The sequence below is a fragment of the Desulfomonilaceae bacterium genome, from assembly GCA_041662605.1.
Classification (GTDB): domain Bacteria; phylum Desulfobacterota; class Desulfomonilia; order Desulfomonilales; family Desulfomonilaceae; genus CAJBEZ01.
Genome location: JBAZSD010000008.1, coordinates 84,809 through 97,874, shown reverse-complemented (window position 1 = coordinate 97,874; position 13,066 = coordinate 84,809). Strand labels below are relative to the sequence as shown.

General features: G+C 48.9%; 13 protein-coding genes. 4 read left to right on the top strand and 9 right to left on the bottom strand.

Annotated elements, in window-relative coordinates:
• Window positions 1–7 precede the first annotated feature (7 nt).
• Window positions 8–301 (bottom strand): hypothetical protein, encoded by a 294-nt coding sequence (locus WC647_08640; GenBank protein MFA6222370.1) that lies wholly within the window; start codon window positions 299–301, stop codon window positions 8–10.
• Between the two features lie 102 nt (window positions 302–403).
• Between WC647_08640 and WC647_08635 the strand changes: the two genes are divergently transcribed.
• Together WC647_08635 and WC647_08630 are read left to right on the top strand one after the other, a co-directional pair.
• Window positions 404–1,243 carry a fumarate hydratase gene (locus tag WC647_08635; GenBank protein MFA6222369.1) on the top strand — a complete coding sequence of 280 codons (840 nt, stop codon included), beginning with the start codon at window positions 404–406 and terminating at the stop codon, window positions 1,241–1,243.
• A complete protein-coding gene (locus WC647_08630) occupies window positions 1,240–1,803 on the top strand; it encodes a Fe-S-containing hydro-lyase (protein MFA6222368.1) in 564 nt (187 codons plus the stop codon). The genes WC647_08635 and WC647_08630 overlap by 4 nt, the downstream gene beginning before the upstream one ends.
• Before the next feature lie 82 nt (window positions 1,804–1,885).
• Here WC647_08630 and WC647_08625 read toward each other — a convergent pair whose 3' ends face one another.
• The 6 genes from WC647_08625 to WC647_08600 all read right to left on the bottom strand — a co-directional run bounded on the left by WC647_08625 (window position 1,886) and on the right by WC647_08600 (window position 6,938).
• On the bottom strand, window positions 1,886–2,380 hold the full coding sequence (locus WC647_08625; protein MFA6222367.1) for a DUF3124 domain-containing protein: 495 nt from the start codon (window positions 2,378–2,380) through the stop codon (window positions 1,886–1,888).
• 32 nt (window positions 2,381–2,412) lie between these two features.
• Window positions 2,413–3,405 carry an ATP-binding cassette domain-containing protein gene (locus tag WC647_08620; GenBank protein ID MFA6222366.1) on the bottom strand — a complete coding sequence of 331 codons (993 nt, stop codon included), beginning with the start codon at window positions 3,403–3,405 and terminating at the stop codon, window positions 2,413–2,415.
• Window positions 3,402–4,097: an ABC transporter permease gene (locus WC647_08615; protein MFA6222365.1), complete on the bottom strand. Its 696-nt coding sequence runs from the start codon at window positions 4,095–4,097 to the stop codon at window positions 3,402–3,404. Before WC647_08615 ends, WC647_08620 begins: the two co-directional genes overlap by 4 nt.
• 141 nt (window positions 4,098–4,238) lie before the next feature.
• The gene (locus tag WC647_08610; GenBank protein MFA6222364.1) at window positions 4,239–5,048 is read right to left on the bottom strand and encodes a substrate-binding domain-containing protein; all 810 of its coding nucleotides are present in this window, start codon (window positions 5,046–5,048) and stop codon (window positions 4,239–4,241) included.
• 34 nt (window positions 5,049–5,082) lie between these two features.
• Complete coding sequence (locus WC647_08605; GenBank protein ID MFA6222363.1) at window positions 5,083–5,934, bottom strand: substrate-binding domain-containing protein; 852 nt, start codon at window positions 5,932–5,934, stop codon at window positions 5,083–5,085.
• Window positions 5,935–5,960: 26 nt separating this feature from the next.
• Complete coding sequence (locus WC647_08600) at window positions 5,961–6,938, bottom strand: helix-turn-helix transcriptional regulator (GenBank protein ID MFA6222362.1); 978 nt, start codon at window positions 6,936–6,938, stop codon at window positions 5,961–5,963.
• A 159-nt stretch (window positions 6,939–7,097) separates the two neighbouring features.
• On the opposite strand from WC647_08600, the gene WC647_08595 reads away from it, so the two are divergent.
• Both WC647_08595 and WC647_08590 read left to right on the top strand, forming a co-directional pair.
• Window positions 7,098–7,256: a hypothetical protein gene (locus WC647_08595; GenBank protein ID MFA6222361.1), complete on the top strand. Its 159-nt coding sequence runs from the start codon at window positions 7,098–7,100 to the stop codon at window positions 7,254–7,256.
• A gap of 9 nt (window positions 7,257–7,265) precedes the next feature.
• Window positions 7,266–7,565: a chromate transporter gene (locus WC647_08590; protein ID MFA6222360.1), complete on the top strand. Its 300-nt coding sequence runs from the start codon at window positions 7,266–7,268 to the stop codon at window positions 7,563–7,565.
• A gap of 491 nt (window positions 7,566–8,056) precedes the next feature.
• Here the strand turns inward: WC647_08590 and WC647_08585 are convergent, their stop codons facing one another.
• Window positions 8,057–9,262: an efflux RND transporter periplasmic adaptor subunit gene (locus WC647_08585; protein ID MFA6222359.1), complete on the bottom strand. Its 1,206-nt coding sequence runs from the start codon at window positions 9,260–9,262 to the stop codon at window positions 8,057–8,059.
• Window positions 9,263–9,275: 13 nt separating this feature from the next.
• The gene (locus WC647_08580) at window positions 9,276–12,482 is read right to left on the bottom strand and encodes an efflux RND transporter permease subunit (protein MFA6222358.1); all 3,207 of its coding nucleotides are present in this window, start codon (window positions 12,480–12,482) and stop codon (window positions 9,276–9,278) included.
• Between the last annotated feature and the right edge of the window lie 584 nt (window positions 12,483–13,066).

Here is a 13,066-nt window from a genome sequence, read left to right as displayed (position 1 = left end):
GATTGTTTCAGTCCTCTCCCTGTTCAACCAGAGGATTACGGGCCATTCGACAGGAACAGTTTCCCTCATCACCGCTATTCCACTCATAGATTTTCGTGCGTAGTTCTTCACGATTGAGATTTAGATATTTTTTTACATCCCCTTGAGTAATCAATCTCATCTTGTAGGCGAAGAATACCGCCTCCTCAAGTAATCCGCGTGAAAACGGAAGCCGCTCTTTCAAGAGGCCGCGGCGGTCCAACAGATCCAATATTTTGTCATAGGAATTTTCAAGTGATATATTTGCTGAACTGATTTCCATTTTATAAAAACCCTAATAGTTTTATTCTTAAGGTTGCGAATTGATCTCAACAGGATCTATTCTCAAAAAATAATCTCATATTTCAATTCCGGGAATGACACCATGAGAACAATACTGACGGATGATATCACCGCGGCGGTCCGAAATCTATGTATCCAGGCTTGTACCATCTTGGGCGAGGATGTTATCAAACGTATCACCGATGCGCTAGGGGCTGAAAAATCCCCTACGGGCAGGATGGCATTGGAAAAGATAATTGAGAACGCACAGATTGCGGCTACAGAAAACATTCCGTTATGTCAGGACACAGGTATGGCAGTAATATTTTTGGAGATAGGCCAGGATGTCCATGTTGCTGGCGGCTCATTGAACGAGGCCATAAATGAAGGGGTCAGACAGGGATACGAGGATGGCTACCTGCGGAAATCTACCCTTGATCCTATCACCAGGATAAATCTGGGGGACAACACGCCTGCGGTTATCCACACTGAGATTGTGCCTGGAGACAAATTCAAGATTACATTCGCGCCCAAGGGATTTGGTTCGGAAAATATGTCCAGAGTCATGATGTTCCCGCCGTCAGCAGGGATTGAAGGCGCAAAGGATTTTATAGTGCAAAGAGTAATAGAATCCGGCGGTAATCCCTGTCCCCCAATAGTTGTGGGCGTCGGGTTGGGCGGTACTTTTGAAAAATCGGCGATCATGGCGAAAAAAGCCTTGTTGCGTCCATTGGGATCACGAAACCCCGACCCAACTTTGGACGAGCTTGAAAAGGAACTTCTTAAAAAAATCAACGCAACCGGGATAGGACCGATGGGACTGGGAGGTAACACTACCGCCCTGGCGGTTCACATAAATTCTTATCCCACGCATATAGCAAGTTTGCCGGTCGCAGTTAACATACAATGCCATTCCTGCCGTCACGCGGAGGCGATACTATGAACTCAGAACCAAAGAAAATCGTGGCCCCACTCAATGATATCGTCCTTAAGAATCTCAACGCCGGCGACACAGTTTTGCTGTCAGGTGTGATCATCACGGGAAGAGACGCAGCCCACAAGAAAATGGTAGACCTGATCAATTCCGGGAATGATCTGCCTTTTTCTATCAAGGGAGAGGTTATTTATTATGTGGGGCCAACTCCCGCTCCTCCCGGAAGACCTATAGGGGCTGCCGGGCCCACGACCAGTTACCGGATGGATCAATACGCTCCCGTGCTAATTGAACGTGGTCTCAAGGGAATGATCGGGAAAGGCCGCCGTTCAGAAGAAGTCAAAGAAGCTATGAAAAAATGGGGAGCGGTCTATTTTGCCGCTATCGGAGGGACCGGCGCTCTTATGTCCCGCTGTATAAAAGAGGCGGAAGTAATCGCCTGGGAAGAGTTGGGGCCGGAAGCGGTTCGTAGGCTTGTGGTTGAAGATATGCCTTTGATAGTCGCAACTGATATGTATGGCGGTGACCTTTATGTAACCGGACCGGAAAAGTTTAGTAGTAGGGAATAAATCCAGGCGCCGGGTCACATGTTATGCCGGTGAATCGGAGAAGGATGATCTCATTTATGACTTCGGGGCTCCTGTTGGGCAGTCACTGACCGCTATCCTCAATGACCTGGCCGCGTGATGTGAAAGAAATACCTTGAGCGGAACTCGTGCCGGCCATCACGCCTTCGATAATGGGCTGATTCACTTTGGTTTTCGATGCCCATTTTACCAGGAATGACGCTCCGAAACCGCCGGTGGTATCCGATTCACTTACGAAGAACTCCGCTGACGCCAGGGGAGCGATCTCTCGAGGCTTCTCCAGGAATTCCTTGACAAGTTTTCCGGTCGAATCGTGGTAGGCTACAGAGGAGACTACAATGGGCCCGTTTGGATCGGTGTTGCGAATGCTCAGCGATATGGCCAGGTCGAAACGATAGCCTTTGATCCCAATGTAGATGTGTGAATACACTGGAACATAGACTGTCGCTCCTTGTGAAAGGTTGATGTCTGAGGCGGAGCAACATGTCACGTTTAAGAACACGCCTATCATAACAGTTCCTAGAGCAATCACTATTTGTAACAGTCTGTAAGGGTTCATCGCATTTACCTTCCAAAATTCAGGGTTGACAATTAAACAATGGTCATTGCATCTGGACTAACATAGACGCGAATTTCTTCTCCAATACATAAGCGACTGGTCTCTGGGGATACTGACGTGTGGATCTCGAATTTTTCACCAACGAGCGCCTCTATCCTGACAACATTTCTAAAAAGACTTATAGAGACCATCTTTCCGTAAAAAACATTTGGTAAATTATCAAATTCTTGCCTGGTTGAAAAAGATATCTTGCAGGGATCTATCAATAGAGTTGATCCCTGCCCTGTTGTCCCGGATATGTCAAATTGAATGGAACCAGTGTCAAAGACACGGCCCTCATTAATAATACGACCCCTGAAAAGATTATATGGAGCGGTGGGAACTACATGTCCTTCGAACATATGAATAATGGAATCCGTAAGGTTCTGGGCGAACGACAAATTGTGAGTCGTAAAAATTACAGTCTTGTTCTGATTACGATTCAAATCTAGAATCATTTTTTCGGCTCGCCTAACGCTTTCTGAATCAAGATGATTTCCAGGCTCGTCGAAAAGAAACACATCAGGATTCAAGGCCAATGTTCTTGCAAGCGCGATTCTTTGGGCTTCTCCTCCTGACAGCGAATTCGGCCAACGAGATTCGTATCCCTCCATTCCAACTTTTTTCAGGGCTTCTTGGGCCATTCTATTGGCTTCTCCACGCGGGACGCCTCTTAACTTCAACCCGATAGCGACATTTTCAATCGTTGAGAATTTTAAAAGATATGGATTTTGAGGTAGGAGACCAACCTTTCTCCTGAATTTTATAAGATCCGAATCAGAAAAGTGATCTCCGAAAAAGGAAATCGAACCCTTTTGCGCGGTGATCAAGAAAGCGAACAAATGCAGCAATGTGGTTTTGCCGGCTCCGTTTGGGCCGACCAGAGCTATAACCTGAGACGCTGGTATGTCTAAAGAGTCAATAGATAAAATGGGTTGATTCGAATAGGAAAATTGGAGATTTCTAATCGAATAACTGGAAATCATAAGGATCTTTCTCTTTGAACAAGGAAAAGGAGCCAATTTATGATTAACGCCACAGCCATCAGGACAAAACCTAGAGCTAATCCCAACTCAAATTCGCCTTTGGAAGTTTCCAGGGCTATAGCGGTAGTCATCGTCCGAGTGAACCCACGAATATTTCCTCCTAACATCATTGCAATCCCTACTTCAGAAATCACTCTGCCGAAAGCAATGACCACCGCTGCCATAACCGCAAACCTTGCCTCTTTCATTATCAGCCAAAACTGCTGTAAAGGTGTTGCGCCCAAGAGCCTGCATGTCAACATGAGGCGTTTATCCAGGCTCTCTATTGCGGCTACAGTAAGATTGGCGGCAATCGGAGTGGCCAGTATGGAAAGCCCGATTACCATTCCAGACGGAGTGAACAGAAACCCTAGTGAGCCCAATGGTCCCATACGGCTAAGCAGGATATAACCAAACAGGCCTATGACCACGGTGGGCAAAGCCATACATGTATTCAGCAGCAACACAAGAATAGATTTGCCTCTGAAATTCTGGAGCGCCACCAGAGCGCCAACTGGAATTCCGACGCAGGCTGAGAGGACAGTCGACCACAAAGATACTGATATGGAGAGCCAAACAATTTGATAGACTTCGGGATCAAGATGCAGGATCAGGAGAAAGGCCTTGTAGAATGAATCCAACAGAAACTGCAATGTCTTAAGCTCTTTAAATGCTTCATAATTAAAGAACAAGGGTTGTTGACCCTTGTTCTTGGTTCAGAAAACTCTTTTTCGGCTTTTTGGCAAGGTTTTACGCTCCAAAAAACGGGAGCGTTTTTTGAACATCAAGATTAACTATTTCTTGGCATCCGGGAAGAATAACTGTTTACCATTAAGTTTGTAATCAGCGATTATTTTCTGGCCTTCCGGACCGGTTATGAAATCAATGAATTTCTTTGCCAGATCGTACTGAACATTCGGATGTTTTTTGGGGTTTACAGCGATGACCCCGTAAGGATTAAGAAGGGTTTTGGCTCCTTGCACAAGTATGGCCAAAGCTATTTTGTTCTCATAAGCAATGTATGTTCCTCTGTCGGAGAGTGTGTATGCGTTTTTCTCATTGGCCATCTGCAAGACTGCGCCCATGCCTCTCCCCGCTTCTATATACCATGATCCTTTGGGAGTTAAACCGGCCTTCTTCCAAATGGCTTTTTCCTTTTTGTCAGTCCCGGAATCATCACCTCTTGATACGAAAGGCGCTTTAGCTTCAGCGATTTTCTTGAAAGCTTCCTCAGCGGATTTAAGATCCTTAATCTTCGCCGGATCGTCCTTTGGGCCAATTATTACAAAATCATTATACATTACGTCGCGTCGATCTACTCCGAAACCTTCAGAGACAAATTTGTCCTCAGCCGGTCTTGAATGTACCAGCACCACATCAACATCACCATTCTCCCCAAGCTTGAGGGCTTTTCCGGTCCCTACCGAAATGACGTCCATTTTAAGATTATTCGCCTTTTCAAAGGGCGGTAGCAGGACTTTCAACAGCCCTGAGTTTTCGGTGCTGGTCGTGGTGCTCATTCGCAGGTGAGTTTCCGCCAGTCCAAATGAGACGAATGAAAAAACCAACAGAAATGCTGAGAACAGTCTTGTAAAAATTTTCATGTAAAAACACCTCCCATTGTTTATTTAAAAGCTATCAATCGTCGTATTTTTTCGCATATTCAGCGTCATCGTACAGAGATTCCCCGATCTTGTCCTTTCCATAATTGCGTATGATTTCCTGTCCTGCGGGAGAAGACACAAACTGAATAAACTTGGCGGCGGTTTCAGCTCCCTGGGTAGCGGATGGGGGCTGTGATAGGGTGTGATAAGTGTTAACGAGGAATTTGTCACCCTTAAACAATATTTTCAGATTGGGCAAATTTTTCTTTTCGGCTGCCCAGGTGCTGCTATCGGTCATAAAATAACCTTTGTCATCATTAGCTTTCTTCAGGGTCGCTTTCATGAAATCTTTGGTAACCACGTACCAACTTCCTTCAGGTTTTACTCCGGCCTTGGCCCAGACAGCGATTTCCTTCTGGTGTGTTCCCGAATTATCTCCCCTTGAGAAAAACTTGGAGCCACTGGCTGAGATACGTTTGTAAGCGTCAGCGGCGCTTGTGGCTTGTGCGATTTTAGCAGGATCATCGGCTGGGCCAACGATGTAGAACTCATTGGACCCTATCAAGAAACGATTTACAGCCCAGCCATCCTTGATCGCTTTTTTCTCGGCGTCAGGAGCGTGAACCATGATCATGTCCACGTTTTTGTCCTTGAGTAACTGTAGGGATTTCCCCGACCCTGCCTTGACCCAACAAAGCTGAGCTTGATTTTTAGCGCAAAAAACTTCCGCCAATTGTTTCAATAAACCGAGTTCTCCGGGACTGCCGGTAGCTAAAGCAAACTTGTTGGGGCCTGACCCATATTCTCCAGTACATGTTGTGTCAGCCATTACAAAGTAAGAACTTAAACAAAGCAGGAGAGACAAAATCAGAATTGAACGTTTCATCACATAACTCCCATTTAAAGTGTTTTTCAGATTCCGGCTGATTTTTCTTTAGAGTTAGGGAATGATTTTTCACTTAGAGTAGATTTGCCGGGCTTATCCTCGGGGAAAAGTATTCTCCCACATTGGCTCAGATCATAACCTTTAAGGTTCTCCGCCGAGTCCAGAAATTTCTTGTCATGAAGAAGATTTATCAAAAGCTGAACCGCTTTATCGAAAAACACGTCCTTTGTAATTAGCAAATCAAACCGTTCCCATCGAACTGGCAGAAAATCAAGGTTAAGCAACCCTGCAACAGCGGCGATACCAAGACCAGCGTCCGCCCGGTCTGCAAGAATTTCAAGCCCGATATCCAAATGCCTGTCAAATTCGTCGGCGTAACCATCAATCTCCTCGCCATTGATACCGGCCTTACGCAACTCATTGTCGAATAGCAGCCTTGTCCCGGTACCTAAAGGCCTGTTGACAATTCTAATCCCTGACTGCCCCAAATCCTTAAAACTCTTTATCGCTTTTGGATTTCCTTTGGTCAGGATCAAGCCCTGTTCGCGTCTGCAAAAATTTACTATTGCTGGGACTTCGGTGAATTCCTGCGCAACTATACCAAAATTGTAATCTTCTTCGTTTACCTGCATCAGATGGCTGGAAGCAATATGACACAAACCTGACCGTAAACTTTTCAATCCACCCAGGCTTCCAACATTTGCAAAGACGGCAAGATGACCGGGATACAATCTGTTGAAAAGGGACAGTGATTTCTCGAGCAGTATGTCGTTGCTGCCCGCCAGAATTAGCAAATTATCCTGAGTCGAGCCCTTTATTGGTAATTTGGGGTAAGTTATAGTTTGGCTTTCGATCCATTGCTCGACAAGATGGAGAGGAAATAACCACTTGCCAGTTACTTTTGTAGCGGGCAAGCCCTTTTCAGCTATTAGGCCGTAGACCAGCTTGTCATTAATTCCCAGAAGCTTAGCCACTTCTTTAGTCGATAACAGAGTTTTGGTCATATCTTTAATGTTGTTTTGTTGGGTTATTTTGAGAAACAAAATACTGTATAAGACCACTCTGTGTCAATCATGACGACCAAAGATAACTCATAATCGCACATTTCATGGTGAAACAATACCGTTTGAAGAGGAATTCAAAATAAAAGATTGGAATATATAATGGCCGGGATAATCCCATATCCAAAGCGTCTTCTGTTACTTTTGGCTGTCGTAGTTTTTGGATTCACTCTCCTCTACTTGTTTCATCAGAAGCTATTCGGTCTTGCCATAGCCATGGCCAGGATAGACTTATTTGCCTTCGGCGGAGGATTCGACTAGGCGCCTCTCATGTACCGTGAAATATTTGAGGTCCGGTCTTGGATGGATAGCTCAACTCTCATGAATGGAATCGCATTGGAGCAGGTAACAATAGGGCCAATTGTTATAACCGCCACGTCGGTAGGATATTTGTTGTATGGTCCTCTTGGAGGGTTAATAGCGACTAATAGTGTGTTTTTACCTTCTTTCTTTGTTCTCGTTTGCTCTGCTTCTTACTTGGGTGTAACAAAGAGTTCTCGTTACTTCAACAAAGCTGTTGGAGGAATTCGCTGTTCTTTTGAAGGACTCCTTTGGGCTGTCACGATTTAATTCGTTTTGAAAATCTAGTGGGATTTTTCCCGCGTTCTCCTTGCAACTGGGGCATTTGTCGGATTGATCTTCAAAGTCGACCGCCTCTGGATAGTTCTCGCAGGAACCATAATATCAGTGTTTGTCCTGTAGATTGGGGAAATTCGCTATTTCACCATATGTGGCTAAAATTTGTCAGGATGTCGGATCATGAGAAGCAACGAGCACCTAAAACCGGCTTTGTTTTACGCAGCATTGATATATTTTCCGAACGAGTAGGCCGCCTTCTGTCAACTCGCAGCTTTTCTTTCCCGAGTAAAAATCAAGTAGACACAAGGCATCAGAAACAGCGCCACTGGAATCAACATGATCAGGCCTCCTATGGCTCCCGCTGCCATGGGCTGGAGCATGTGTCACCGCCTTCTTCAATGTTGAGAGCCATTGGTATCAGACCCATGATTATGTGATCCCTCAAGTTTTCGCTAAGAAGTGAGGAGAATGTGGGCTAATCTTCAGTGGCCATTATTCGTTTTGGCCGTTTCCCTTATAGACACTGTGTTCCCGCTTATGAGGGACTCGGCGGGGTTCACGATAACACGGTCTTTCGCATCTATACCCGTAAGTATCTCAATTGTCTGACCAAAGTCGCGCCCTAGCTTCACGGTGCGCAACTCGACCTTGCTGTCCTCCTGTACGACGGCAATCTGGGGTCCTTCCGAGCGGAACAAAACTGAATTGGCCGGAGCCGTCAATGCGGCCTCCATTTTCGCCCCCGAGAATCTTATCTGGGCATAGCTTCCGGCAAGAATTTCTTCTTTCGGATTGTCCACCTCGAGTTCCACGAGGAGTGTCCTCGAATCGTCAGCTATCACACCCGCAGTATGGATGACCTTTGCCGGATACACCCGGCCAGGAAACTCGGGAATACTCATTTCAGCGATCTGGCCCGTACGGACGCTCCGAGCCATCGCCTGGGGGACCCGTACGACCACCCGGAGCTTCTGCGTTTGCGCCAAATGGAAGAGTTCCTTGCCCCCACCCGCTACTATGAGATCGCCCGAATCGATATTGCGAACAGTTATGGTACCGGCAAAAGGAGCCGTTAAGTGGGTAAAAGACTGGAGCCGCTCCAGTCGGCGTACCTCCGCGCGGGCCGACTCGATAGTGGCGGCCTTGAGCTTTAGATCCGCGTGTTTCTCGTCGTTTTCCTGACCGCTCACAGCGGCCGTCTTCAAGAGACCGGTCCAGCGAGCTGAAGTGATTTTGGCAAGCTCATGGGTTGCTTCAGCCTGTGCCTCTTGGGCCCGTGCGCGCTCTAACTCCTGGTCAAGTTCGGGCGTGTCGATTTCGGCCAAAAGCTGCCCGGCAACGACGTGAGAACCGATGTCTACAAGCCGATGTTTGAGGTAGCCGTTAGCGCGAGCATAAATCGGCGCTTCGACCCAGGGCTTGATTTCAGCGGGCAGATAAAGGCCCGATACGGGTTGGCCCGGCTTTGGCGTCACGACGGTTACAGCAGGAACGGAAAGTGCGAGCGTCTCAGCGCGTAACTCGGTTTGATGGCGAAACCGCGGTATAAGTCCGGCGCCCACGACAGTGACGATCATTACTAAAACGGCTGCTATCAGGACCGTGAACTTGACCTGAGATCTTTGGATCACCGTTTTCGGCTCCGAGGTTTCTAGTAATTCTCTCGGATCATTTTGCTTTAAATGCATGGCAACACCTGAATCAATTATTTGTTTTGGTTGAACTGAACTCATCAAGTTGCGGAGTGACCGGCGTGCGCTTGTGTAGCAGGCTGAACACCACGGGCACGAAAAACAGCGTAGCCACGGTGGCAAGGAACAAGCCGCCGATCACTGCGATACCGAGCGGAGCGTTCTGCTCGCCGCCTTCCCCCAGAGCGAGCGACATTGGGAGTATGCCAATAATCATCGCAAGGGCCGTCATGAGCACGGGGCGTACCCGGCCGACGCCAGCCTCCAAGGCTGAGGTCAGCGGGTCGTGGCCCTGCTGGAGGTTGTTGCGCGCAAAAGTCACCACCAGAATAGAGTTCGAGGTCGCAACTCCCAGGCTCATGATAGCGCCCATCAGTGCGGGGACGCTCAGTGTGGTGAGCGTGAGATAGAGTCCCCAAACCACACCAGCCAGGGCGCCGGGTAGGGCGGTGATGATGATGAAAGGGTCCAGCCAGTTCTGGAAATTTACGACTAGTAACAGGTAGATGAGGGCTACGGCCATCAACAGTCCGATGCCGAGTCCAACGAAGCTCGAGTGCATGGTGTTCGCTTGACCGCGCAGCATGATGAAGCTCCCCTTCGGCAACTCCTTTTTTGCCTCTTCGATAAGAGGGGTAATGTCTTTTAACGCCCCGCCTAGGTCGCGACCACTCACACCGCCGAACACATCGATTACTGGCGTCACGTTGTAGTGGGAATAGATGGGTGAGTCGTTGGTGCGCTGGACGGAGGTGAGGTTGGCGAGAATCTGGGCGTTATTTTGACCTGGTTGGTTGGCGCTCACCGGGATCGCGTTGAGCGCCATGAGTGAATCTATCTGATACTCTGGTACCCTGATGTTGACGGGATATTGGACGCCGTTTTTTGGGTTGAGCCAGTAATTGGGCTGCACCTGACTGCTGCCGCTCAGGCTCAGGAGCACGGAGTTGGCTACATCGCGCTCGGTAAGGCCAATTTGTGAGGCTTTGATACGGTCTACAGCAAGATGGAGTCCGCTCTGGTCGGAGGGCTGTTGCAAGCGCACGTCCACAATCCCAGGCACTCGCCGGAATTTTTCAACGAGGCTTGCCGCTACGCCCCGGCTTTTATCGCGATCCCGGCCCACGATCTGGATATCGAAAGGGGCTGGCAGCCCGAAATTGATCGTTTGATTTACGATATCGGCGGGCAGGAAATAAAAGGTCGTCCCAGGAAAGTCGCGGTTGAGTCGAGTGCGTAGACGCCGTACGTAACCTTCAGTAGGCTGGTGGCCTTGTTTTAGTGAAACGAGAATGTCCGCGTCTCTGGTTCCGGTGAGACCATTGTCAATGTAGGTGAGAGGAATGCCCCCGCTTGGAATGCCAATGTTATCGAGTATGCCGCCGAGTTCCTCGAGTGGGATGTCCTCACGAATAGCGATCTCGACCCGGTCTACGAGCCTGGTGGTCTCTTCAATGCGCGTACCGCCTGGGGCGCGAACGTGCAGTCTAAATTGGCCAGCGTCGACCGACGGAAAAAAGTCCTGGCCGAGCTGCGGGATGAGCAGCCAAGTGCCGACGCAAAACGCCAAGAAGAAAATCACAAAAGCGGTGCGGTGCGATAACGCTGTGGCCAGAAGCCGACGGTAGCCTTCCCGGAATCGGACGAAGCCGCTCTCAAAACGGATTTGGAGGGCCGAAAAAGGGCGTAGCCACCAACCAACCGCTTCTAGGTCGGAGGCCGCATGGCCCCGATACTTGATGTTATGGTAAAACCACATAACCAGGGTTGGAACCAGGGTTCGAGAGAGCACGTAGCTTGCCAGCATGGCGAATACGACTGCTTCGGCCAGGGGCACGAAGAGATAGTGTGCGACTCCGGTGAGGAAAAAAATCGGCACAAACACAATACAGATACAAAGGGTCGAAACGAACGCCGGCAAAGCAATTTCCTGCGCCCCATCAAGAATTGCCTGTACGTTGGGCTTGCCCAGGGCCATCTGACGGTGAACGTTTTCGATCTCAACCGTAGCGTCGTCCACCAGTATGCCAACGGCCAACGCAAGTCCGCCAAGAGTCATGAGGTTAATGGTTTCGCCAATAGCGCTAAGTAAGGCAAGAGAACTCAGAACCGAAAGTGGAATCGAGAGGGCGACGATGAAGGTACTGCGCCAGGAGCCGAGGAAGAGCAGAATCATTAGCGCCGTCAGAAGTGCTGCGATAGCTCCTTCCTTCACCACTCCGCTTACGGCGGCGCGAACAAAAAGCGATTGATCTGCAAATTCTTTTGCCTCCAGCTCGGGGGGGAGGCCGCTTAGAATTCGCGGCATCACCTTTTTCACGTCGTCTACAACACTGAGGGTCGACGCCAATCCGCTTTTAAGGATGGTGAGCAGCACCCCGCGCACGCCGTCCAAGCGCACCACATTTTGCTGGGGTTGATACCCGTCATGCACTTGGGCCACATCTCCTACGCGAATCACGGCGCCGTTAATGGTCTTGATGGGCAAATCGTTCAGTGCTGCGATCACCGTAGGGCTGCTATTCAATGTAACGTTGTACTCAGTCTCGCCGATTTTTGCGGTACCTCCGGGGAGAATGAAGTTCTGAGCATTGAAAGCGTCGACGACATCTTGGGGGGCCAGGTTCTTTGTCTGGAGGGCCGCCAGATCGATATCTACGGCCACAACCCGCGCCTTTCCGCCGGCCGGAAACGGCACCGAGGCTCCACGTACCGTCGAAAGGCCGACCCGTACACGATTCATCGCAAAGTCCTGCAACTCTTGCTCAGAGAATTTCATGCTTGCCAAGCTGTACTGAAGGATCGGAATCGCGTTGGCATTGTAGCTGATGATAAAGGGCGGAGTCATGCCGGGCGGAAGGAGACGCAGAATAGCCTGCCCAGTTGCCGTGATCTGTGCCACCCCACCGGGAACCGAGGCGCCGGGCTGGAGGAACACCTTGATCACTCCAACACCGTTGTAGGAGGTGGACTCAATGTGTTCGATGTCGTTGACGAGTGTGCTGATCATACGCTCATGGTTGTAGACGATGCGCTCCTCCACCTCCTTGGCGTTCAGGCCATTGTAAACCCATACCACACTGACGACGGGGATATTGATACCGGGAAAGATGTCAGTCGGCGTCCGAAGCAGAACGAACGGCGTCAGCAACAAAAGCACAAGCGCCGCTACCAGAAAAGTGTAGGGTCGGCGTAGCGCAAGTTGAACAATCCACACAGGTCACTTCCTTCTGAAAATATTCCTCAAAACAAATATCCAAATCACGGTTCCTGTAAGAACCACCGATAAGACTTACAGCTCCCAGAAAAGAGCGGACGGTCTCTATTTTCGGACATTGTTTAATTCCCTATTTGGCTCCAGAGTATCTTACAAATTAACGAGTATCCTTGTATCGCTGAAGAGACCTTTCAACCCAGTCCCAATCCTCGTCAGACCACAACATTAGCCTTTTCTTTCAAATACGATCTCATTTTCTTATGATTATCCGGGTCAAGAGAGTTCACTATCTGGCACAGAATGGCCCCCGTTGAGGCGCCCGATCCTTGGTTGTGCGAGCCCGGTAGCGTGTTACTCCCACTCAGTCTGGAAAGTCGAACCTGACTCTTTCTACGGGTCATGATGAGGCGCTTAATATTTTATACCGGCCAGGTGAAAGAATCTCGCGGGTGGAAATCAAAAAGAGAATCATTTTGGTTAGGTTGCAATTGTTCCTGACTCGTAGCGTCTGATTCTTTTTAGCGAAGACACAGGTCGCTACGGCCAGGCTTAACGAAATAATAGCGATAAGGCATACAGACAAG